Annotated in this window: 21 protein-coding genes and 1 pseudogene; 3 read left to right on the top strand and 19 right to left on the bottom strand. The window is 52.6% G+C overall.

Annotation, left to right across the window (positions count from 1 at the left end):
- Nucleotides 1–79 precede the first annotated feature (79 nt).
- From PDUR_RS05795 to PDUR_RS05735, 12 genes are all read right to left on the bottom strand, one after another.
- A complete protein-coding gene (locus PDUR_RS05795; RefSeq protein WP_233277486.1) occupies nucleotides 80–1576 on the bottom strand; it encodes an O-antigen ligase family protein in 1497 nt (498 codons plus the stop codon).
- Between the two features lie 35 nt (nucleotides 1577–1611).
- Nucleotides 1612–2385: a WecB/TagA/CpsF family glycosyltransferase gene (locus tag PDUR_RS05790; protein WP_042205458.1), complete on the bottom strand. Its 774-nt coding sequence runs from the start codon at nucleotides 2383–2385 to the stop codon at nucleotides 1612–1614.
- Nucleotides 2382–3731: an O-antigen ligase family protein gene (locus tag PDUR_RS05785; RefSeq protein WP_233277485.1), complete on the bottom strand. Its 1350-nt coding sequence runs from the start codon at nucleotides 3729–3731 to the stop codon at nucleotides 2382–2384. The genes PDUR_RS05790 and PDUR_RS05785 overlap by 4 nt, the downstream gene beginning before the upstream one ends.
- Nucleotides 3732–3735: 4 nt before the next feature.
- Complete coding sequence (locus PDUR_RS05780; protein ID WP_042205457.1) at nucleotides 3736–4680, bottom strand: glycosyltransferase; 945 nt, start codon at nucleotides 4678–4680, stop codon at nucleotides 3736–3738.
- 22 nt (nucleotides 4681–4702) lie between these two features.
- Nucleotides 4703–5392: a sugar transferase gene (locus PDUR_RS05775; RefSeq protein ID WP_042205456.1), complete on the bottom strand. Its 690-nt coding sequence runs from the start codon at nucleotides 5390–5392 to the stop codon at nucleotides 4703–4705.
- A 60-nt stretch (nucleotides 5393–5452) separates the two neighbouring features.
- Entirely contained in the window at nucleotides 5453–6340 is an 888-nt protein-coding gene (galU, locus tag PDUR_RS05770; RefSeq protein ID WP_081949406.1) for a UTP--glucose-1-phosphate uridylyltransferase GalU, read from the bottom strand.
- A gap of 55 nt (nucleotides 6341–6395) precedes the next feature.
- Nucleotides 6396–7034, bottom strand: a complete 639-nt coding sequence (locus PDUR_RS05765; protein ID WP_042205454.1) for a CpsD/CapB family tyrosine-protein kinase — start codon at nucleotides 7032–7034, stop codon at nucleotides 6396–6398.
- Nucleotides 7018–7758 (bottom strand): YveK family protein, encoded by a 741-nt coding sequence (locus PDUR_RS05760; protein WP_042205453.1) that lies wholly within the window; start codon nucleotides 7756–7758, stop codon nucleotides 7018–7020. Before PDUR_RS05760 ends, PDUR_RS05765 begins: the two co-directional genes overlap by 17 nt.
- Nucleotides 7759–8038: 280 nt before the next feature.
- Nucleotides 8039–8674, bottom strand: coding sequence for a response regulator (locus PDUR_RS05755; protein WP_025688279.1), 636 nt, complete (start codon nucleotides 8672–8674; stop codon nucleotides 8039–8041).
- A gap of 24 nt (nucleotides 8675–8698) precedes the next feature.
- On the bottom strand, nucleotides 8699–10345 hold the full coding sequence (locus PDUR_RS05750) for a sensor histidine kinase (protein WP_042205452.1): 1647 nt from the start codon (nucleotides 10343–10345) through the stop codon (nucleotides 8699–8701).
- 637 nt (nucleotides 10346–10982) lie between these two features.
- Entirely contained in the window at nucleotides 10983–11192 is a 210-nt protein-coding gene (locus tag PDUR_RS05740; protein ID WP_042205450.1) for a hypothetical protein, read from the bottom strand.
- 75 nt (nucleotides 11193–11267) lie between these two features.
- The gene (locus PDUR_RS05735) at nucleotides 11268–13160 is read right to left on the bottom strand and encodes a sensor histidine kinase (RefSeq protein ID WP_042205449.1); all 1893 of its coding nucleotides are present in this window, start codon (nucleotides 13158–13160) and stop codon (nucleotides 11268–11270) included.
- A 254-nt stretch (nucleotides 13161–13414) separates the two neighbouring features.
- Here PDUR_RS05735 and PDUR_RS27125 point away from each other — a divergent pair, with 254 nt between their 5' ends.
- The gene (locus tag PDUR_RS27125) at nucleotides 13415–14011 is read left to right on the top strand and encodes a hypothetical protein (RefSeq protein WP_052410078.1); all 597 of its coding nucleotides are present in this window, start codon (nucleotides 13415–13417) and stop codon (nucleotides 14009–14011) included.
- A 68-nt stretch (nucleotides 14012–14079) separates the two neighbouring features.
- Here the strand turns inward: PDUR_RS27125 and PDUR_RS05725 are convergent, their stop codons facing one another.
- Entirely contained in the window at nucleotides 14080–15303 is a 1224-nt protein-coding gene (locus tag PDUR_RS05725; protein WP_407944284.1) for an MFS transporter, read from the bottom strand.
- Between the two features lie 216 nt (nucleotides 15304–15519).
- Between PDUR_RS05725 and PDUR_RS05720 the strand changes: the two genes are divergently transcribed.
- On the top strand, nucleotides 15520–16173 hold the full coding sequence (locus PDUR_RS05720; protein ID WP_042209105.1) for a peptidylprolyl isomerase: 654 nt from the start codon (nucleotides 15520–15522) through the stop codon (nucleotides 16171–16173).
- 600 nt (nucleotides 16174–16773) lie between these two features.
- Complete coding sequence (locus PDUR_RS30295) at nucleotides 16774–17028, top strand: SMI1/KNR4 family protein (RefSeq protein ID WP_156130323.1); 255 nt, start codon at nucleotides 16774–16776, stop codon at nucleotides 17026–17028.
- Here the strand turns inward: PDUR_RS30295 and PDUR_RS29685 are convergent.
- The 6 genes and pseudogenes from PDUR_RS29685 to PDUR_RS05695 all read right to left on the bottom strand — a co-directional run.
- A pseudogene (locus PDUR_RS29685) lies at nucleotides 16998–17084 on the bottom strand (SDR family oxidoreductase); the annotation flags it as partial. The gene PDUR_RS30295 and the pseudogene PDUR_RS29685 overlap by 31 nt on opposite strands.
- Before the next feature lie 197 nt (nucleotides 17085–17281).
- Entirely contained in the window at nucleotides 17282–18382 is a 1101-nt protein-coding gene (locus tag PDUR_RS05715) for a Glu/Leu/Phe/Val family dehydrogenase (RefSeq protein WP_042205447.1), read from the bottom strand.
- Between the two features lie 61 nt (nucleotides 18383–18443).
- Nucleotides 18444–18773: a hypothetical protein gene (locus tag PDUR_RS05710; protein WP_042205446.1), complete on the bottom strand. Its 330-nt coding sequence runs from the start codon at nucleotides 18771–18773 to the stop codon at nucleotides 18444–18446.
- Nucleotides 18774–18804: 31 nt separating this feature from the next.
- Entirely contained in the window at nucleotides 18805–19503 is a 699-nt protein-coding gene (locus tag PDUR_RS05705) for a pirin family protein (RefSeq protein ID WP_042205445.1), read from the bottom strand.
- Between the two features lie 220 nt (nucleotides 19504–19723).
- A complete protein-coding gene (locus PDUR_RS05700; protein ID WP_042205444.1) occupies nucleotides 19724–20377 on the bottom strand; it encodes a nitroreductase family protein in 654 nt (217 codons plus the stop codon).
- Nucleotides 20378–20561: 184 nt separating this feature from the next.
- A complete protein-coding gene (locus PDUR_RS05695) occupies nucleotides 20562–20996 on the bottom strand; it encodes an RrF2 family transcriptional regulator (RefSeq protein WP_042205443.1) in 435 nt (144 codons plus the stop codon).
- Nucleotides 20997–21075 lie beyond the last annotated feature (79 nt).

The raw sequence follows: 21075 nt of genomic DNA, 5'->3' as shown, positions 1-21075 counted from the left end.
CTAACCGTTCGCGTTCCGTCTCTTCATGTTCATATAGAAATTCATCATCGTCTTCATCCTCAGCAGGCTTTCCGCACCGCTACTTAGCGGGGGCAGCCCCGGACTGGGCCGCAGCTTGGGGAGTTTCTGTCTTTCTGTCGTCCATTACCTCTCTGGCGCCAAGGCCAAGGCCGATCAGCATCCAGATCAGGTAACCTTTCAGTCCGAGAAAACCGTTGTCCGATACAAGTCCGACCACTGCCCCAGTCCATGCCGCAAGGGCCAGCCTCGCATACAGTTGAAGCCGGGTTCTACCCATGACTTTCGCAATGATCTGCTTAGCCGCCAGACCAAGCGCACCGAAGAACAGCAGACCTCCCGGAGCGCCGAAGGTGAGCATCAGGGCAATGAATCCGTTGTCCATAATGCCGTACTCTCCCAGTTCGCCGCTGTTTCCAAGCTTCGTGCTCTGTCCGACGCTGCCGATTCCCTGGCCTACCGGATTCGATTTGATCGCAGGAATCATGCTTCCCAGCAGATTCAACCGGTCATTATACGAGCGGTCCTCCTTGATCGAAGAAAGGGTCTCCATCCGGGCCGTCAGCCCTTCCGCTCCCGGAAGCTTCGGTACGATCCAGAATAGAGCAAGCGCTACGAACAGCACCTGAATCAGCGTCTTCCATTTTCCTTTGGACGACGAGGAGACAATGTACACCAGAAGCATGACCAGCAGGAGAAGCCATGCCGCCCGGACCAGCGTGGTCAGCAGACACACTACCACCAGCAGGACGCCGATCCAGCTGAAGGCCCCCCTCCATCTTTTCTCAAGAATCATCGGCACCAGGGCAAATACGAGAAAGGTTGCGGCAGGGCCCGGCGAATTCAGGGTGGAGAACACTCGGACCTCCAGCGGATGCGGCGTGCCGATGGAATTCATCCCTGAATTCGTCATCCAGAAGGCGTCCCACGCGGGCACCGTCAAATATTGGATAATCCCGTATGCGGCAACCAGAACCGCGATATTGGCATAGCCGCCAAGCAGCTTGTCAATATCACGGGCCGTAAACGGCGTCACCGCAAAGTATGGCAGCAGCAGGAGCGGAACAAGATAGTTCGTCAGATCGTAGAACGAACCCATCCCGTTCTTCGCAATTCCAATCAAGGTCGCATAACCGAGCGGGACCGCGAACAGCAGCAGCAGCCTCATGAAGGGACGGCGGATGGCATGAATCTCGCGCATAACCGGGATGGCCATCACTGCGCCCGTGAGCAGAGGCGCCAGGCTGAGCAGCGATACGGAATGGTAGACTCCTTCACTCCAATCGGCTATGCGTCGCAGTTCGGGAGCGATGGCCCAAACGAACAGTGTGTAGATGACGAGCAGCCGCGGCTTCAGCAGCGCGAGCAGAAAGGCCGGAAACAGCAGAGCCGATACCATGGCAAGCTGCAGGCCGCTCGATGAGCTGAGCTTCGCGCTGACATAACCGATCATCAACGGCAGAACCGCACAGACCGCAGTAAAGATTCCCGCTGTTGCCAGAGCACGTAGGTTTCCCGGCTGCATAAGACCGGAACTGCCCGGATGACGGCTGATCATCGTTTCACACACCTCCATTCCTTGGGTATACGCCTTTATTCAAGGCTCCGTCCATTCGCTTTATCCCGTTTGCGCATCTCCTTGAGCAGAAGGAGCAGAAACTGTGCATCGTCCACCAAATACCGCTTCCACAGCCTTCCCGGTTCCTGGCTTAGCCGCCAGAACCATTCCAGTCCGCTTTTTTGCATGAAATCCGGCGCACGCTTGACCGATCCGGACAGAAAATCGAAGGTTGCTCCGACACCAATCGAGATCGGCGCCCGGTAGGTTAGATAATGGCGGTAGATCCATTTCTCCTGCTTGGGAGCCCCAACGCCGACGAACACGATATCCGGCCGGGTTTCATTCAGCATCCCGATAATCCGCTCGTTCTCTTCCTTGTTATTCTCGAAGCCATAGGAAGGAGAATAACAACCGACAATGTTAATATCGGGGTACGCCGCCTTGAGGTTCTTCGTCGCCCGTTCCGGTACGCCCTCCGCAGAGCCGAGAAAGAACAGCCGGTATTTCCGCTGCTGGAACGCATGTCCCAATCTGCTGAAGAGGTCGGCGCCGGACACTTTCTGCTTGAGCGGCTTGCCCAGCATCTTGGAAGCCCATATGAGAGGCATCCCGTCAGCGACTACAGCGCCCGCTTCAGAGTAGACCGTCCGGAATTCCTTGTCCTTGCGCAGCTTGATCACATGATCCACATTGCAGGTCAGAATGTAGGAATGATTCCTTTCCCGGATCGTAGTATCGATATACTCCAGCAAGTCCATGAAATCATAATTGTTAAAGTTGACATCGAACATATTCACTTGATTCATCGTATCACTTCTTTTTGTGGGGAATCGGTTGGCTGCGAAGCCCGGTACAGGCAGTTCAGGTACCAACAGAACGGAATAATAAATTGGACCGTCGACAGCGTATTATCGGAAAACGAATAGATCAAAAATGCTGCTATAAGGAGCAGGTAATAAGGCTTTACCGGCGGCGCCAAAGCTCTGTAAACCAGAATAAACACAGCCAACAAGGACAGCAGCAGCAGAATCGAGCCGATATACCCCCCGTCGAAGTAAAACCGGATATATTCGTTGTGGGGAACGACAAAGCCTTTATACAGAGTGCCGTCGTTGGCCACTGTTACGGCGCCAAGACCTCTTCCCGACAATGGGGAACCCGACGCTTTTTCCAAAAAGTAAGTCCAGGCCTCCGAACGTCCCGACAGGTCGATTCCATCACTCGTCTGCCTTTCAAACGAACGTTTCTTGATATTGTCCCACTGCATGAGCACCGCGCCCGAAATCACCAGCACCGAGCACAGCAGCGGAATCAAATACCGGGTCTTGCCTTTCAAATAGCGCCGAAAAATGTCGTAGAAGTAGTACAGCGCCAACGGAAGCAGCGCGAGAAGCGGCCCCCGGGTTCCCGTACCGATCAAAGTCACGAAATTCACGGCCAGCATACTGTAATAGAAACGCTCATGGCCCGGATTCCGCCTGAGTTCGATGAACGGAACGACTGTTCCCAAAAAGGCAAGCATCGCCAGATGCGACGGAATATTCGCCCCTTGGACCCGCACCGCACCCGTGAATTCCACGTTGAGCATCGGGTGAAGATGGGCCGCCTGCAGCAGCGCTCCGATCAGCAGACTCACAGACGGGAGAAGGCAGATCATGTAGATATGCCGCTGCGCCACTTCTTTTTTCCAGTTGATCAAGAGATACATAAACGGAAGCGAAAGTCCGATGAACGCCTTGACTGCAATAGACGACGTCATCTGAGGCAGCCAGATAGAAAAGGTGAACGTCATGAATACCATCACGGCCAGAGCCCACAGCGGGAAGCTGAGCTTGAAGCGCAGTCCGTTAACCAGAATGCACGGCACAAGCAGCGCCAGCATCGCCAGCTTGTAGAGCGACAATATTTCCATTCCGAACAAGCTTCCATCGTACAAAAAATTGATCGATACCGCCGTCGTCAGCAGTACGAAATAACTGATGTAATCCGGTCTGGACAGGGATACGACGAGCAGAAGGAGCAATCCGACAGCGGCAACCGCGATAGCCGGCTCGTATATCACTGCCGCGCCTAGAAACGACGCCGACAGGAGAAACAGCATCCCATACGGCAGAGCATACAATTTGGAAGCCCGGTGGCCGCTTATCATCATCCATTCACCCCGTCGCCGATTCCCGATTTCGATTCCGCAGCATGTGAAGCGTTCCGCGGACGCTCTCCAGCCTGCATTTGTTCAGCAGCTTTCTTCCTTCGTTCCCGGATATCGCGGCAAATACGGAGTCGGCGGCAATATACAGAACTTTAGCCGCTGTCTTGCCCCAAAGGGGCAGACTGCCCAGTTGGCCGCTGCTTCCAAGCGCATTGGACAAACCTTGACTGTAGTATCTTTTCATGATCCAGGCCTCGGTCAAACGGCTTGCCGGAACGAAGTGGTCCACAGCCATCTGCGGGTGATAAAGAACGGATTGCCCTTCTTTCCGAATCTTTCCGAACAGCCAGGTTTCCTCGCCGGACAAAAGCGAGTCTCCCTTGCGTCCAAGCTCCAGCGGAAACAGGCTGACGTTAAAGACTTCGCGCCTCATCGCCATGTTGGCGCCGCAGGGGTGGAACTTGCCCGGGTACTCCTTGATCCGGTTGCCCAGATCCATGATCGTATAAGGGAACTCGAACGGCTTAATCAGCCAGTTCGGCCTGCCGGTTTCAAAAATAGGAGCAACCTTGCCGCCCATGGCCATCACGCGCGGCCTGCTTTCCAAGGTGTTTACAATCGTCGAAATCCATGTGCGGACAGGCAGCGCATCGTCATCGAGAAACGCTATGAGCGGCGATTTGGCTGCCAGAATGCCCGCATTGCGGGCGGCCGACAGTCCCTGGACCGGCTCTAGAAGATACTTCATATGGATCATATTTTCGTATTGATCCACGAACCGTTTCACGACGGCCGCCGTATCATCGGTCGACCGGTTATCAACCACAATGACCTCCGCCTCGTCCAGCATTTCGAGCCTGAGCAGGGAATCCAGCGTTTTGGATAACAGCCCGGCCCGATTGTAGGTGCAAATGATGATAGACAGCCGGGGTACGTTTCCGTGCTCAAACATGGGCATTCACCTAATTTCTGAATTAATAAGCATTTTTCGATCCCAGAAGCATGAGTCCCGTCTTTAAGATAATCTTCAAGTCAAGCACTGTGCTCCGCATGCGGATATACGTGAGATCCAGTTGAACCATTTCCTCAAAACCGACGCTGTTGCGCGCGTGAACCTGCCAATAGCCCGTGCAGCCCGGCGTTACAGTCAGCCGCTGCTTGTCGTACTCCGAGTACTGCGCCACTTCATCGGGAAGAGGCGGCCGGGGACCGACCAGGCTCATATTGCCGACCAGCACATTCCAGAGTTGGGGAAGCTCGTCAATGCTTGTCTTGCGCAGAAACTTCCCTATCTTTGTAATGCGGGGATCGTTCTTCATCTTGAACATCGCCCCGCTGACCTCGTTGTAAGCCATGAGATTCTTCTTCAGCTCCTCGGCATTCGAGATCATGGACCTGAACTTGTACATCTCAAACGGCTTCTCGTCCTTGCCGACACGGGTCTGGCGGAAGAACACTTTCCCTTTCGGGTCATCCAGTTTGATCAGTACGGCGATTACGGCAAACAGGGGCAGCAGCAGGACTAGACACAGAGCGGAAAAAAGAATGTCGATTACCCGCTTCACTACCAGGTAGGAATTGGCTTCCTGCGCTTGTTCGGCATGCAGCACGTAAAGATTTGACAGAATGGGCTTAGCGTCATCCGGCATTTTTGGCATGCTCATTTCCCTCTCAATCCTCCTTGTAAAGATTAGCCCGTAATATAGGTATATCGTTTCAATCCGTTAACTGGTGGCTTGTTCCGCCTTGCTGAGCCATGCCGCCATGGCATCCATGAGAGGGTAGCGCAAATCCTTGTTCTCCAAAGCGAACTCCAGCGTCGTCAAAATGTAACCGAGCCGTTCTCCGACATCGTATCTCGTTCCATCGAAATTGTAGGCATAGACCCGCTCGCTTTGATTCAGCTTCTGGATCGCGTCGGTCAGCTGGATTTCGCCTCCGGCGCCCTTTTCCTGCAGATCGAGATATTTAAAGATCTTCGGCGTGAACACATAGCGGCCCATAATCGCCAGATTGGAGGGGGCGGTGCCAAGCTTCGGCTTCTCGACGAAGTTATGGACGCGGTACAGGCGGCCGTCCTGCAAATCCGGCTCGATAATGCCGTACCGGTTGGTGAATTCGTCGGGAATTTCCTGCACGCCGATAACCGAGTTCTGCGTTTCCTCATACTGGTCGATCAGCTGTTTGAGGCATGGCGTCTTTCCGGCTACAATATCGTCCCCGAGCATTACGCCGAACGGCTCGTCGCCGATGAACCGTCTGGCGCACCAGACTGCATGTCCCAGTCCTTTGGGTTCTTTTTGCCGGATATAGTGAATTTCCACCTTGGAAGAACGCTGTACCTCCTGCAGCAGTTCGAGCTTGCCATCCTCAAGAAGCCGCGATTCCAGCTCAAAGGCGTTATCGAAATGATCTTCAATCGCCCGCTTTCCTTTACCGGTTACGATAATAATGTCCTCGATACCAGAAGCGATCGCTTCCTCCACAATGTACTGAATAGTAGGCTTATTGATGATGGGAAGCATTTCCTTCGGCATCGCTTTAGTTGCGGGAAGAAAACGGGTACCCAGTCCAGCTGCAGGAATAATTACCTTTTTCACTTTTTTCATCATCCATGCCTCCTAAAAGTAAAGTTTGTTGGCTTACGCCGACTTCATTGCTTTGAAATTACTTCACTTGATTTATGGCAATACCGAGAATGGTGGTCCCGGATTGTTCCATCAGCGTCTTGACCTTGCGGATCGAATCCCGCTTCGACTTGCCGTAACGGGCAATGATGATAACACCGTCCGTGAGCGGCGCAAGCACCCGGGCATCGCTGTATTCTACAGCCGGGGGCGTGTCCAGCAGAACCAGATCATGGGTTCCTTTCAATTCCTCCAGCAGTTCCGCCATCTTGGCGTTGCCCAGCAGATCGGGAGGACTGACGGATGAGACTCCTGCCGTTACAATGGTAAGATTGGCAAGATTGCCGTACACGCCGATCTTGCCCGCCTCCTTCTGGCCACTCAGACAGTCAGCAAGCCCTTCGGCATTCTCCACTCCGAACACCGTATGAAGGCCAGGGCTGCGCAAGTTGCAATCCACCACGGCGACCTTTTTTCCGTCCTGCACAAAGGATACGGCGAGATTGGCCAGAACGGTTGTCTTTCCCTCTCCCGCACCGCCGGATGTGAAGAGCAGTGATTTGCCTCCGCCCTGCAGCAGCCCGAGCTGACGGATGTAGGTGCGAAGCGAACGAAATGATTCAGACACATGCGACTGTGGATTTCGTTCGGCGATGAGGCTGTTACTTAATCGCAGCATACGCTCCCTCCCCTACTCTTGCTTTGTTGTCTCCATCCTTGCCGAGGTCGCGTTTGCGGATGACCGGAATGGTTCCGATGACCGGAAGACCAAACTCGTGCAGCGCCTCCTTCTCGGAGCGAAGGGAGCCGTTCACCGTCTCCATCAGCAGGATAATACCCAGAGCCGCCATCAGCGATACGACAAAGCTGATGATCAGATTCATCGTAAATCCGGCGTTTACCGGTCCCGGAACATCTTTCGGGTCCGCAGGAGTGAGGAAGTTGACATTGTCCATATTCATCAGTTCCGGCAGGGTGCGAATGAACGTCTGCGATACGGCATTGGCGATGCCGGCTGCCTTCGCGTAGCTTCTATCTTCCACACTAAGATTGATGATCTGGCTTCCCTCCGAGGATCTGATGGCTACTTTGGAGCTGAGTGCGTCTCCCGTAAGCCCGAATTCCGGATGTGCGGCGGCGACACGGTCCATAATGGCCGGCGATTTAATGATTTCCTTGTAACTTCCGATCAAATTGAGACTGAAATTCAGATTGTTCAGGTTATTGCCTTCCGGCAGGTCAGCGGCGTTGTTCACCAGCAGCTGCGCAGATGCGGAATAGACGGGAACGACGTAATTCTTGCTGACATAATAGGTGGTGCTGCAGGAGATCAGCACGAACAGCACGATGAGCCATAACCTTTTTTTGATCAGATTCAGGTAATCCAGAATCGTCTTTTCCACAGCGAGCCTCCTTCCGTTGGATTTTGAAAGACTTCTGAAAGTTTCAGGTAACTTGCTTTAATTCTAACAATCCACATTTTTCGGGGCATGGTCCCTGCCATTACTTTCGTTTTCACTTTTGAATAAAGAAAATTTCCACTTTAGGCCAATTCATGGTATACTTTAGTACCATAAGGCATGAAGCTGTGCTGATACGCAGCTGCCGAAATTTGCCGAAAAATAAAAAAAGCACGGACAAGTTGTCCGTGCTTGTAAATATGGAATTTTCTTCGCCTGCCGATTATTCGACAGACATCTCGTATTTGGTTAATCCGACCGCGTTCGCATAAAGCGCGGCCTGAGTGCGGTCCGCAACCTGAAGCTTGGCCAAAATTTGACTGACATGCTTCTTGACCGTGAACTCGCTGATGAAGAGCCGGGAAGCAATTTCCCGGTTGCAGGCGCCCTGCCCCAGCTCGATCAGCACTTCCCGTTCTTTAGGCGTCAATTCATCCGTCGGACCCTTGCCGCTCATTCTCATCTTGTCTTCCATCAGGCCGGGATCGTAATACTTCCTGCCCTTATAGACCAGTTGAATGGCAAACAGCAGTTCCTCAGGGAGCGCTTCTTTCAATACATAGCCGTCGACCAGCACTTCCTCCGCCTTCAGGAAATCTTCCCGGCTCGCCGACGATGTCAACAGGATGAACTTGCTTTCGATGCCGCGTCTGCGCGCAGCCTTGATCACATCAATCCCCGACTCGTCGGCAAGCTTCAAATCGATAAGCACCAAATCAGGGCGCACTTCTTCAAAGACGCGCAGAGCCTCTTCGCCGTTCGTTGCTTCGCCCGCAAATTTCAAATTAGGCTGCATGGAAATAACGGCTGCCAGCCCTCTTCTAACGAGGGGGTGATCATCCACAATGACGATTTCCATAATGCAAAGACCTCCTATCATTCTTTATGCGTTCTTTAATTCAACCACGCCTACCGGAATTGAAATTAGAATCTGGGTACCTGCATTTTCGTTGCTGGACAACTGGAAATCACCGCCAAGCGAACTTGCTAAATGCTGCATATTCTTCATTCCTAGTCCGCTTGTGCCCTCCTCCGAACGGGTCCACAGCAGATCGGTGTCGAAGCCGACGCCATCGTCGCGGATTGCCAGTCCGATCCATCTTGGCTTCAAGGTCAGTTCAACCTCAATATTGCCGGCGCCGCCGTGACGTATGGCATTGCCGGTCGCTTCGGATATTATCCGGAACAGCGCTTTGTGATAAGGGTAGGGCAGGCTAAAGTCGTCGCCTTTCACTTTGAAATCAATCTCGACATCATTCAATCTCGACAAACTTTTCAGATGCGATCTTACCATACCGAGCCAGGTCGGACCGCCGCTTTTCTTGGAACTTAAACTGTAAATGGTAATCCTCAGTTCTTTCGCTGCCTTGGTCGCCGAATCATGGATCAGCTCAATCTGCTCCTCCAGCTGGGAGGGCGTCATTTTTCGGCAGGCCTGCTTGAGGGAATGAGCCGCATACACGATGCCGAACAAGCTCTGCGAGACGCTGTCATGCATTTCGTCGGCAATCCGGTTCTGCTCATTGGTTACAATGAGGCGGTTCTCGGTGACGCTCAGCTCATGGCGTTCCAGCGTAATCGCACTGAGCTCCGCCAGAAACATCAGCTGCTGGATGTACCATTTCCGGCCCTCCAGTCCCTCATGCGCTTCAAGCTTTACCCCGATGACGCCCACAAACCGGGTGCTCATCCGAACCGGCATCAGCAGCATGTCCCCGAAACCGGGAATGTTCCTGAATATCGGCTCCTTCTGACGCCGCCATTCAGGCTCATATTTCTTGAGCTCCCCGAATAGAATTTCTTCCTCCTCGGGCAGCCATCCGGTCTGGCGGCTTACAAGCGACGGCCCCCCGCTGCTTCCTGCGAACCAGAACAGCGCTTTGTTCAGCTTCGTCAGCTTGAGGGTATAGTCGGTAATCACCTGGCCGATATTCATAAAATCATGCTCGCTTGAGGTTTCCACGATGTGATACAGCGATTTGATATGCTCAAGCATTTCGTCCGTGCGCGCCTCGGCCGCCTCCCGCTGCCGTCTGAGCTTCGAAAGCAGCTGCATGAAGGTCGCCGTAAGCGCAAGGGCCAGGAACAGATTTCCGTTCTCCAGCAGAATAGCGGCAAATGTGTTGCCCGCCGATTTATAAAAAAAATAGCAAAATCCAAGACAAAAGGCAAAATAGCTGGCCAGCAGGCTCCAACAAAAATAATAAGACAGGGAACCCGCCGCAATCAAAATAGGATTAAGCGAATACAGCTTGAACGGGTTGTTGTATCCGCCAGTACCTATGGTCAGCAGAAGAATCAGCAGCATCTCAATGCTAACCAACGCCATAACGACATGCGGCCTGTGCCGAAAACTCCGATAAGAGGCGGTAAATACATGAGCCAGCAGGCCCAGCGCCAAGATGATCAAAATTTTATAAACGAGGGCAGGACCCGTGCGCGTTACCAAGAACATCAGCGAAGTAAGGAATAGTGATAAGTACCTGAAAAATGTAATCATACGATCTTCCGCAGATAACCTGATATTCATCCCACCACCCAATTCTCCAAATTTGTGGAAAATGCGAGTTTTTACCTGCCTTTAAACCGCTGTGTTAAATGCATCATACAAAAGAAAGATGACAATAACAAGTTACCTTTCTACCTGATAACGGTTACATGCTTAAAAATTAAGGATATTTTTTTTATTTTTGCCTGTTTAATTCAATCAAAAATGGGGTATAGGGGGATAATTTGGAAATAAAGATTGAATTTTATGTAAGCTAAAGTTCCATGGCGTCTCCAACACTTGCATAAGGAGCTGTTAACCGAATATTTGCTCGGGCATATGATTAAATTCAATTTAGGAAGCTTGATGGGCCTGTTTCCGGACGCTGGCTTTTTGGCTGATTTGGGTCTTCTTCGAATATCGCCGCGAGATTATGAGCCGCTTCTGCCCAAAGACGGTTCCTTCCGCCAAAAGTCCCGTCTCTCTCCATTCCTTTATCGGCTGCCTGTAAATTGATATAATACTCGTCCCAACTGCCATCCGGCGAAGGACCGAAATCATGTACGAAGTGCTGGAAGCCTCGCTCGCCGCCGAAAGCGATGGCCCAAGACCACCGGAAGCCCGGGACTAAAAGCTCGGGGCCTAAGCTTCTGCCCGTTCAACAAAAGCGCCCTGTCCATCATGGCCGTAAAGGCTCATACCGGACAGGGCGCTTTTCGTTTCTTATCGGCTGCCTTGGGCCCAAGGCTGGGTTTGTGTAGCGACATGAGCGCCGGCGGCTGCCGCCCGCTGCATCCGGCGCATACCGCTCCGGCAGCGCCTCGGCTATCCGCAGAAAGAATTCCGCCCTCCAGCCTCCGCCGATTAGTCCGAATTCGACTTTGTCCATTTGTACGGCTCCTCCCCATGCCTTCGCTCCTCCCGGAATGCCAAGATCTAGCAGCATTTCCTGAACAGGCGGAACTCACGGTTTTGCAGCAGGCAGTTTGATTATTACTTCCGTCCCCTTGCCCTTGACGCTCTGAAACTCGATCGTGCCATTCATCGCCTCTATGAGCCGGAAGGTAACCATCAATCCGAGCCCCGTACCTTTCGTTTTATTGGAATAGTAAGGCTCCCCCAGCCGGGCGATCTCGCTGGCCGTCATACCTTCCCCCGTATCCCGGACACTGATAACGACATAAGCGCCGTGTTTCCCGGCAGTAATGGTCACCAGCCCGTTGTCCTGAATGGCTTCGATGCCGTTCTTGATAATATTGATCATTGCCTGCTTGAACTTGGAAGAATTGAACTTGACGTACAGACCGGCTTCCAGGTGAATCTCGATCCGGCTTCCCTGAATTTGGGCCAGAGGAAGCAGAATGCCCGCGACATGCCTCAATTCTTCTCCAACATCCAGACATTCCACCTTATCCATCGCCGGCTTGGCAAATGTGAGGAAATCATTGATAATATGCGAAGCCCGGTCGAGCTCCGAAATCGCCAGCTGCAAGTATTCCCTTTCCTTGCTGTCTTGCGCTCCGCCGATAATTTGCAGGAAGCCTCTAGTAACCTGAAGCGGGTTGCGTACCTCATGCGCCACAGAGGCGGCCAGCTCGCTAATAATTTCCATTTTCTCGGAACGCTGAAGATCGTTGTTGAACTTCTCCAGCTCTTTGGAATATTCCACCACTTGTTCATGATTCTTGGCGAATCTCCGCCCTACGATGACAATCAGGGAAACAAGAAAACCGACCATGCCCCATTTCCACCAGTACAGGTGGTACTTCTCGCCGGACATATAGTACAGAGACAGCTCACTTAGCGACGCGAACGCAAACACTGCAAACCCGATAGTGAAGATAATGGCCTCCACATTGCCGCGAAGGGAGTAACGGATCGCAAGCCCCAGAAGAAGCAGGAACTGAATGATCATAAGAATTCCCACGACATCAACTGTAAAAGTTCTATACAGACCATCTAGGCGGTAAGACAAAGCGATATTGAGCACGCAAAGTCCCACGCAGAACAGCGAATACCCCATTTGGAGCCTCCTAAGCCGGGTAACGGCTTTGAACAGGCCCGAACCAAATAACTTTTCGAAAAAGTAGGTGAATGCCGGCAGCAGTGTGAACAGCGCCGCATCGAATAACAGCTCCAACCACCTGTATTTATTCTCCATTACAATTTCAAGATAGGGAGAATAGTAGATCATCAGCACCCCGGACGACAGCATGATCAGCATGAGCAAAATTCCGTTGACAAACAGCTCTCTTTTCAAAAATACCGAACACACGCCCAGGACGACGGCCATAAAAATGAGCGACCCGCCGATCATGAGATCCAGCAGATTTTCCTTCAAGTAAACATTCAGCAGCTTGCCGTAGCTGCCAACCTTGATCTCTCCTTCCAGGCCAAGGCGGCTGTCCGCCCCTCCGCTGTAGATGTACAATTCTTTGGCGGCTTGCGGCGCTGTTAGCGGAATCAGAAGCTTGCCCCCGCCCCGGCTTCCCCTGCCGTTCGAATCGTATACCAGCGTATCGTCCACATAAGCCCTGATATCACTTCCATAAACCTTATTTAACAGCGCTGCCGAATTGCTCCCGAGCGGAGGCAAAGAAGTGCGGAACCATACCCCGGTCATAACTCCCGGAACCTCAGGCAGATCGTCCGAAGGCGATACGTCAATCCACCCTGATTTCGTGTGAGGAGGATGCACTCCTTCTCCTATTGCTGCGTTCACCCATTTCAGCTGCCACCCTCGAAGCTCTCTGCCCTCTTGTTTCCCCCGCTCCATCGTAATTCCAACCTCAATCATGGAGGCCAACAGCAGTATGACAAACACTACAGCCGCTATTTTGTGTAGTGGCAATTTCATTGTGGCACCTCAACTATCTAAAATAGGTATTTCGTACGCTATAATTTTCGACATTTTTCGATTTGTTCCTTTATGCTGCTCAAAAATACAAAACGGCGCGATTCCGCAGGCATAGATTTATGTAATTTACGAAAGAATACACTGCAGAAGCTGGCGAAAATCTGCTTCAAGGATTCGTTTGGCTTAAGAAGGGTATAAAATTAATATAGACCCTTTTAGACGTCATTCGACCCATCCAAAAGGAGATGAGTACTATGGCCAAGTTCAATAAGACGGAAGCCGATTTTACGTATGAACGTTATGTCAAAATGGGCGACGTCTCTTCGGAACAAGATATTCCGGCGGACGACATCCGGCTTGTGGGAACAGAAACCGCGCAAAGTGTGAGCGAAGAGGCCTCAGGCAGCGTTCGCGTTCCGATAGAGTCTCCTTTTGCCAGCCACGATCCGGTCGGCGCCGCCTCTACCGCCGAAAGAGTCGTATATTCCGATTTCAATGAAGAATTGGCCCGTGATCCGAGGCTGGCAGCGGATGTCGGGTTGAACGCTCCCGAACAAGGACAGGGCGGTACGCCCGATAGGGAGGACCACATACTTGGAGGTCCTGCTCCAGGCCGGGATGAGCTGCTGCATTCCGATGCTTCCCTGGCCGCCGGCGTCGCCGGGCTGATTCAAGGCGTTATCGATTACGCCAATGACGAATGGGCTTCGGAGGACGAAATCGATCCACTGGAGGATATTCCGGACGCCGATGAAATTCAGGCTGGCAGCCCGGTCGATCCGGCAGCCCCTTCACTTGATGCTATGCCGGGTACGGATGTGCTGAATGGCTCAACAGGCGAAGATGAATAAAAGAATATGAAAGCGCCGCCAGGCGACCTGCGTCCGGCGGCGCCTAACATCGCTATGGTCCGCTCTCCTTACAAGGAAGAAGGAGTCTCCCCCGCCCTGGCGGCGCTAACACAGGCTTCAAGCTGGCGTCTCTTCACAAACAGCGCGGCAGTCAACAGGATCAGCCCGTTAATTACGAACACCACTGGAATGGGAAGGAAGGCTCCAAGCAGGCCGCCAAGGATAGGTCCCGCCATCGTCGCCAGTTGGGAAACCGATTGGTTGAGGCCGAAAGCGCGTCCCCGAAAGCCCGGCTCCGTTACCTGTACGACCATTGCGTTAATGGAAGGAAGAACACCGGCGTAGAATAGTCCATAGACAAACCGGAGCAGCGCGAACTTGACATAACCGGTAACAAAGAACTGCAGGATATTGCCGATTCCACCGCCCAGAAGCCCGATAAACAGGATGAATCCGTAGCCTTTACGTCCGCCTATTTTTCCCCACCTGGGAGCCATCAGCACTGTAGCTATGCCTACGGATGAAAAGACGATCCCCGAAGTTAGCGACGCACTATTCTTCGCAATCCCCATATCCAGCATGTATATAGGAATAAGCGGCTCCAGAATCATCACGGAAAAGCTGCTGATTCCCGTCAGCACCATTAGGGATACGAAAGCACGGTTACTCCTGGCCTCCCTGATATCATCGCGTACCCGCGATCTAGTAGCCGACCGGTCATAGACCTGCTCTTTCACAAAAAAGGTGGCAATTACCGCTGACACCAGCACAATCGCCGCAGAGAACAGAAAGGCGCTGCGGTTCCCATAATAATAGCTGATCACACCGCCGATAAGCGGGCCGATGATGCTCCCGGCAGCACCCGAGGTGGACATTACGCCGAGCGCATACCCCGTCTTCTCCTCCGGCGTATTCGTCGCCACCAAAGCGATCGAGGCCGGCACGAACCCGGCCAGAAGTCCTTGAAGGACCCGTACAACAAGAAATACATATGGATCATGAACAAAATAATTAACCAAATAGAGCGCGGCCAGACTAAAGCCGGAACGTATGAGCATCGGCTTGCGTCCATATTTGTCGGACAGGGACCCCCAGAAAGGAGAAATCAGCGCGCTGGCCAGAAACGAGATGCCGAATGCGATGCCTGACCATATCTCCAGATGGCTGTCCACCCCCAGATCATCGCTCAGAAAAATGGACATGAACGGAATCGAGAGCGAATACGAGGTACTGCAAAAAAACACGCCTATCCAAAGTACGGCCAGATTTCGCTTCCATGAAAAATTCCCCACGCGGTACATCCTTTCAATAATTTGCGAAGCATCCTATTATTGTAAACCTCTTTTCCGCTTGTGCCAATCCTGTATGTTCCCGCGAATTTTGCAAAGCAGTCAAGCCCGGGGTATGATGGCATATGACGCACGGATATTAATGAAGAAAAGGAGAGACGGTAAGTGAAAGTTGTACGCAACCATACTTTCGCCGTATGGGCGGTTCTGGGCCTTCTGATGCTGGCCCTGGTTTCCGGCTGCGGCAGTAAGCCGGGCGCTGAAGGCAGCGCGACTCCCGCCGCATCCCAGGCCGCGGGGGCGCAGCCGCCGGCAAGCGGTGCGCCTGCAGCCGGTGCGCCTTCCGAGAACGCTAGCCATCCACTGGTGACCATCGAAATGGAGGACGGCGGCATCATCAAGGCCGAGCTGTATCCTGAGGTCGCGCCGAATACGGTGAACAATTTCATTTCATTAATTGAAAAGGGGTTCTATAACGGTACGATTTTTCACCGTGTTATTCCCGGGTTCATGATTCAAGGAGGGGACCCCGAGGGGACGGGCATGGGAGGGCCCGGATACAGCATCTCCGGAGAGTTCTCCGAGAACGGTTTCTCTAACTCGCTCCTGCATACAAGGGGCGTACTGTCGATGGCCCGGGCCAATGATCCCAATTCGGCGGGATCGCAATTTTTTATCATGACAGACGCCGCGCCGAGTCTGGACGGAAAGTACGCGGCCTTCGGCAAAGTCACCGAAGGGCTTGAAGTCGTCGATGCGATCGCCAATCTTCCGAGAGACGCTAACGACCGTCCCGCAAGTCCGCCTGTAATCAAGAAAGTATCGGTGGACACGTTGGGTGTTACCTATCCTGAACCTGACAAAGTCCAATAATTAAAAAGCCAGCAAGCCTTTCGGTTATTGAAAGACTTGGCTGGCTTCTGCTTTTCTATCCGTCATTTCAATCATCGAACCCGTTTAGGAATCAGGGAAATCGCTCCGACATCAAGGGACGAGGTCAGGCCGGCTGTGATTATAGATCAGCGTCGTTATAGATCAGCGTTGTTATAGATCAGCGTCGTTATAGATCAGCGTCGTTATAGATCAGCGTCGTTACAGATCAGCGTTATTACAGATCAGCGTCGTTACAGATCAGCGTTATTGCAAACCAGCTAAAGTGCATCTTTTTTCGATCAAAAACGTTTATTCACAAGGAAATCCTACGATTTTACAGGAATTTCAGCATCTGCAGACTGAATTTAAGGCTGAACAGGAAAAAAAGTGTATTTTCGCAGGTATGTTATAGAACAGGTCTATCATGCGACCAAAAGATGCACAATTTCAGGCTTTTTGCACTGTCCCGCTTCCATTTGAGTGGGAATGCATCAGGATGATCTCCCTCCTTCATTTTGTAAGCGACTACCCTTGTCGGGTGTATCTGGACTTGGAGAAATATAGATGGTCAGCTAACGCTGGAAAGTTTGAAAACACAGGTTGTCTAAATCTCGATCCCTCCATATTCAAAGGAGCCTTGGGTATGAGCGTGGGAGTACATTTGCCTTTTATAAGCCTGCCAGTAATCGTGAATTCAAAGATTTTCCAACAGCAACCGGTTTGACGCTTCCCGATGATTTCCAGTATTTTTTAACTCAGCATAATGGAGCTGAACTTTTTCGGGATGAGGAGACTTATGACCCGTCCTGGTTTATCTTTGGGTTGGATGAAATTGCTCCTTTAGTTGCAGCATAAGCCAACTCTCCGGGCATTGCCCCCAGTTCCTGACCTGATGTAATATTGATAATTCTTTCCTATACCATTTTGACTGCTCGCTCCCATAATAAGAGCAATTTTACGTTGTGAATGAGTCATTACTTTCCCCCCCCGAACGTAAAAGCGGCAGCCCTAGACGTAAAAATAAAGCCATGAACTGCCGCCGCTTTTATGGAATAAATTTTGTCTTCATTAATAAGATGCTGGTGATTGTGCCCGTGCGGAATATCCGTTATGGCCGTCTTCTGCTCAGGTTATGGTGGCCGTCGCGAAGAAAGGTGCTGCGGCTGTTCTTCAGCAGAGCAATCCGTTCCTCCGCCAGATGGTCGGCGGCCGTGTGGGCCGGTATGCCCTTCTCGCGCGAAATTTCAAAGACCCGGGTGATGCTGTCGTAAATCTTCGCTACCTGCTTCAGCGCCCGCTCTTTGTTATAGCCGTTCAACTCGTCGGCAATATTGATTACGCCGCCGGCGTTGATCACATAATCGGGCGCGTATACGATGCCCTTCTCATGCAGCGCGTCGCCGTGGCGGGGCTCCTTCAGCTGATTGTTGGCCGCGCCCGCAATCACCTTCGCCTTGATCTGCGGCAGCGTCTGGTCGTTAATCGTCGCACCGAGCGCGCATGGCGCGTAAATATCGCAGGCCACGCCGACGATATCAGTCGGATCGACCGCTTTGGCGCCGTAAGTATCCACGGCCCGCTTAACCGCCTCTTTATTAATGTCGGTGACGATAAGCCGGGCGCCCTCCTCCTGAAGATACCCGCATAACGCAAAGGCGACATGGCCGACGCCCTGAACGGCGATCGTCCTGCCTGCCAGCGAATCCGTGCCGAACGCCTCTTTCGCCGCCGCCTTCATACCCCGGTATACGCCGAAAGCCGTGACCGGCGAAGGATTCCCCGAAGAGCCGTAAGATTTGGAAATCCCTGTGACATAGTCGGTCTCCTGATGGATGATGTCCATATCATCTTCAGTTGTTCCGACATCCTCGGCCGTGATATAGCGGCCGTTCAGCCCCTGTATGTATCTGCCGAAGGCGCGGAACATCGCTTCGTTCTTGTCTTTTTTCGGATCGCCGATGATTACGGTCTTGCCCCCGCCCAAATTAAGTCCGGAGACAGCGTTCTTATAAGTCATGCCTTTTGCCAGACGAAGCGCATCGACGATAGCCTCCTCCTCGGAAGCATACGTCCACATGCGGGTGCCGCCCAGGGCAGGCCCAAGCGTGGTGTCGTGAATCGCAATGATGGCCTTCAGGCCGGATACCTTGTCCTGGCAAAACAGCAATTGCTCGTAATCGTCCCGTTCTAGTGCAGAAAATAGTTCCATGTTCTCCATTTCTCCTATCCGTTGTATGGTGATTCTAAAGCCTGAATGTCAATTCGGCTCTTTACTCCCAGTATTGATCGGGACGGTATTCGATTTCCGACTGGGCGGTTACGACCAGACAACCGGAAGCTTCGTCGTATTCAACCGGATTATCGCCAACGTAATACCAGTGCTTGATAACAGGCCCGCCCTCCGGCTCCTCGAACCGGAACACATTCAGCTCCGCCTTGAGCGTCAAGACCTCGCTTCCCTTGTCCGTCGAAACGCCGCAGATGGTAAGCCGCGTCAGCCCGCCAGCCCGGTCGAAGGCATAGGTTAATCCATCCGTGCTGCTCAGCAGCGTGCGCCCGCTCACGGCATGCTTGACCAATACTCTTTCCCTCTGATTCATCTGTAACGACCTCCTCGTTAGCGCAGCACAGTTATGGCAGATCGATCAGCAGCACAAAGGCGGGTTCGGACGCCGCAAGCTGAACCGCGCTCTCTTCTTCAATCCGCGCCGAATCACCTGAACTTAGCTTATTGCCGCCGACCGCAACATTTCCTTCAATAATATATATAAAAATACGGCGCCCCGGCTTCTGCTCGAACCGAAGATCCTGCCCGCCGCGCAGCCGCCCCAGATAAATCGTCATATCCTGCCCGATATCAACGATCTCGTCAGACCCCTCGGCGGACACTACCGGCAGCAAGGCTCCTTCAAGCTTCTCCGGCAAGTATTTTCCCGCCTTATACGAAGGCTGTAAGCCGCGAACCGCAGGCATGAACCAGAGCTGAAGCAGCCGCACGGGCTCATCCTTTGATGGATTATGCTCGGTATGGATGACTCCGGTACCGGCTGACATCCGCTGAATGCCGCCAAAAGAGCTTTCCGCGACATTCCCCAGATTATCTTCATGACGAAGCCTGCCGGAGAGGATGATCGAGACGATCTCCATATCGCTGTGCGGATGGGCTCCAAAGCCTCTTCCCGGCGCGATGATGTCGTCGTTGCATACACGCATGGGACCAAAAACGGTATTGTCCGGATCATAGTATTCGCCGAACGAAAAAATATGGCTTCCCTCCAGCCATCCGTGGTCAAAGCGGTGGGCCGATTCAGCCGTATACACCTTTATCATGACTTTCCCCTCCTGTATAAGCTTATTCGTCGGTCTACGTTTCCAAAAACGGCTCGCTGCCGCCTCTACCCAAGATTGTAGCAGAAAGCGGCGCTACTCTCCAAACGCGAAAGAGCAGGCACATGAACGCGGCGAACCCCCGCCGGGTTCGGCGGGGGTTCGTATTAACCGATACCTCCAGGAAGAAAGGATCGGGGATTGTTAATGATATTTCATGCTATTAATCTTGGCCCTTGAAGCCGTTGTAAGAAGCGATATCTTCCAGCGGCAGGCGCGAGGTCTGGCGGCCCGGGACTGCGGCATGGCCTACGGCAATCAGCATAACAGTCGCATAACGCGGCGGAATCTGGAACATCTCACGGAATTTCTCGGCATCATAACCGCCCATCGCCACCGTGTCATAGCCTTTCGCCTTGGCGGCGAGCATCAGCTGCATGGACACGAGACCGCCGTCCACCAGCGCGATTTCCTTCTGCTTCTCCCGGCTAAAGTTGGAGTAAGTGTTGCGGCTGTTCTCCACCATCATATCCCGCACTTCCGGCGTCGCAAGACCCGCTTCTACCGCCGAGTCCCAAATCTTGTTTACGTTGCGGTAGGCCTCCAGATCGCCAAGGACAGCAATAATTGCGGACGATTCCACAACCTGCTGCTGGTTGAACGCAATTGGCAGCAGCTGTTCCTTAAGCGCCTGATCCGTAATGACGATAAAACGCCAGGGCTGAAGATTGGAAGAAGAAGGCGCCAGAATCGCATCATTTAACAGGTCATTGATTTCTTCGTTGGACATTTTCCGGGAAGAATCATACTTTCTCACCGAATGGCGTTCGCGCAAGACTTGGCTGAAAGCCGGATTAATATTAACTTGTGTCTCCATAGCAGGTTAACCTCCCGAAAAATATTCCCGCCGGCCGGGCCGCGCGGCGGATGTTCCTATCCTTGTTTCTTTCTGTGTGTATAACAGCACAGATAAAACCAAAAAAAGATTCACCTTGCATCAATTCGCCGCCGATATAACTGTTGTTTAATAAGCACAGTATAAAACAATAAAAAACAATCTGTCAATATCCCGCTTTTCGAACGACGTCCGCAACCGTATATTTCTTCAGCACCTCGGTGACACTGTGGTCGACCTCTTCCAGAATGCCGCAGAATGCCGTCTTCATCTGCGTGCCGAAATCATTCACGCACATCGTGCCGCTGACCGCTTGATGCCGGGCTTCCCCTACCTCCAGCGCACGGTACACCTCGGCCAGCGTCAGCTGATCGGGCGCCTTGTTCAGCATATACCCGCCGTCCCGCCCTTCGCGGGTGACCAGGATGGACTCCTTCGCCAGCTTGGCGAGAATGCGGCGCAGCAGCGTCGGCTCAGATGACATCAGCTTGGCAATCTCGCAGCTTGGACAGGTCCCCCCATCCTTGGCAATGACCACCAGAGCCTGAAGGGCCAGGCCGAACGATTTGTACTGCAGGGTGCCTATATTGCGTTTAGCCATGAAAATCGCCTCCTGACTTTAAGTCTTCTTAATTGTAACAATGGACAAACCAACAGGCAATGGATTTTCGCAGCACACA

It is taken from the genome of Paenibacillus durus (assembly GCF_000756615.1).
Taxonomy (GTDB): domain Bacteria; phylum Bacillota; class Bacilli; order Paenibacillales; family Paenibacillaceae; genus Paenibacillus_AQ; species Paenibacillus_AQ durus.
The sequence above is the reverse complement of the archived record's forward strand: the minus strand, read 5'-3'. Positions and strand labels throughout refer to the sequence as shown.

Coding starts and splice junctions, on each gene's coding strand:
- PDUR_RS05695 (WP_042205443.1), bottom strand. CDS start 20,996: ATGGCTAAACGCAATATAGGCACCCTGCAGTACAAATCGTTCGGCCTG.
- PDUR_RS05765 (WP_042205454.1), bottom strand. CDS start 7,034: ATGCTGCGATTAAGTAACAGCCTCATCGCCGAACGAAATCCACAGTCG.
- PDUR_RS05735 (WP_042205449.1), bottom strand. CDS start 13,160: ATGAAATTGCCACTACACAAAATAGCGGCTGTAGTGTTTGTCATACTG.
- galU (WP_081949406.1), bottom strand. CDS start 6,340: ATGATGAAAAAAGTGAAAAAGGTAATTATTCCTGCAGCTGGACTGGGT.
- PDUR_RS05755 (WP_025688279.1), bottom strand. CDS start 8,674: ATGGAAATCGTCATTGTGGATGATCACCCCCTCGTTAGAAGAGGGCTG.
- PDUR_RS05740 (WP_042205450.1), bottom strand. CDS start 11,192: ATGGACAAAGTCGAATTCGGACTAATCGGCGGAGGCTGGAGGGCGGAA.
- PDUR_RS05705 (WP_042205445.1), bottom strand. CDS start 19,503: ATGATAAAGGTGTATACGGCTGAATCGGCCCACCGCTTTGACCACGGA.
- PDUR_RS05790 (WP_042205458.1), bottom strand. CDS start 2,385: ATGAATCAAGTGAATATGTTCGATGTCAACTTTAACAATTATGATTTC.
- PDUR_RS27125 (WP_052410078.1), top strand. CDS start 13,415: ATGGCCAAGTTCAATAAGACGGAAGCCGATTTTACGTATGAACGTTAT.
- PDUR_RS05720 (WP_042209105.1), top strand. CDS start 15,520: ATGCTGGCCCTGGTTTCCGGCTGCGGCAGTAAGCCGGGCGCTGAAGGC.
- PDUR_RS05780 (WP_042205457.1), bottom strand. CDS start 4,680: ATGTTTGAGCACGGAAACGTACCCCGGCTGTCTATCATCATTTGCACC.
- PDUR_RS05785 (WP_233277485.1), bottom strand. CDS start 3,731: ATGATGATAAGCGGCCACCGGGCTTCCAAATTGTATGCTCTGCCGTAT.
- PDUR_RS05715 (WP_042205447.1), bottom strand. CDS start 18,382: ATGGAACTATTTTCTGCACTAGAACGGGACGATTACGAGCAATTGCTG.
- PDUR_RS05710 (WP_042205446.1), bottom strand. CDS start 18,773: ATGAATCAGAGGGAAAGAGTATTGGTCAAGCATGCCGTGAGCGGGCGC.
- PDUR_RS05775 (WP_042205456.1), bottom strand. CDS start 5,392: ATGAGCATGCCAAAAATGCCGGATGACGCTAAGCCCATTCTGTCAAAT.
- PDUR_RS05750 (WP_042205452.1), bottom strand. CDS start 10,345: ATGAATATCAGGTTATCTGCGGAAGATCGTATGATTACATTTTTCAGG.
- PDUR_RS05795 (WP_233277486.1), bottom strand. CDS start 1,576: ATGATCAGCCGTCATCCGGGCAGTTCCGGTCTTATGCAGCCGGGAAAC.
- PDUR_RS05700 (WP_042205444.1), bottom strand. CDS start 20,377: ATGGAGACACAAGTTAATATTAATCCGGCTTTCAGCCAAGTCTTGCGC.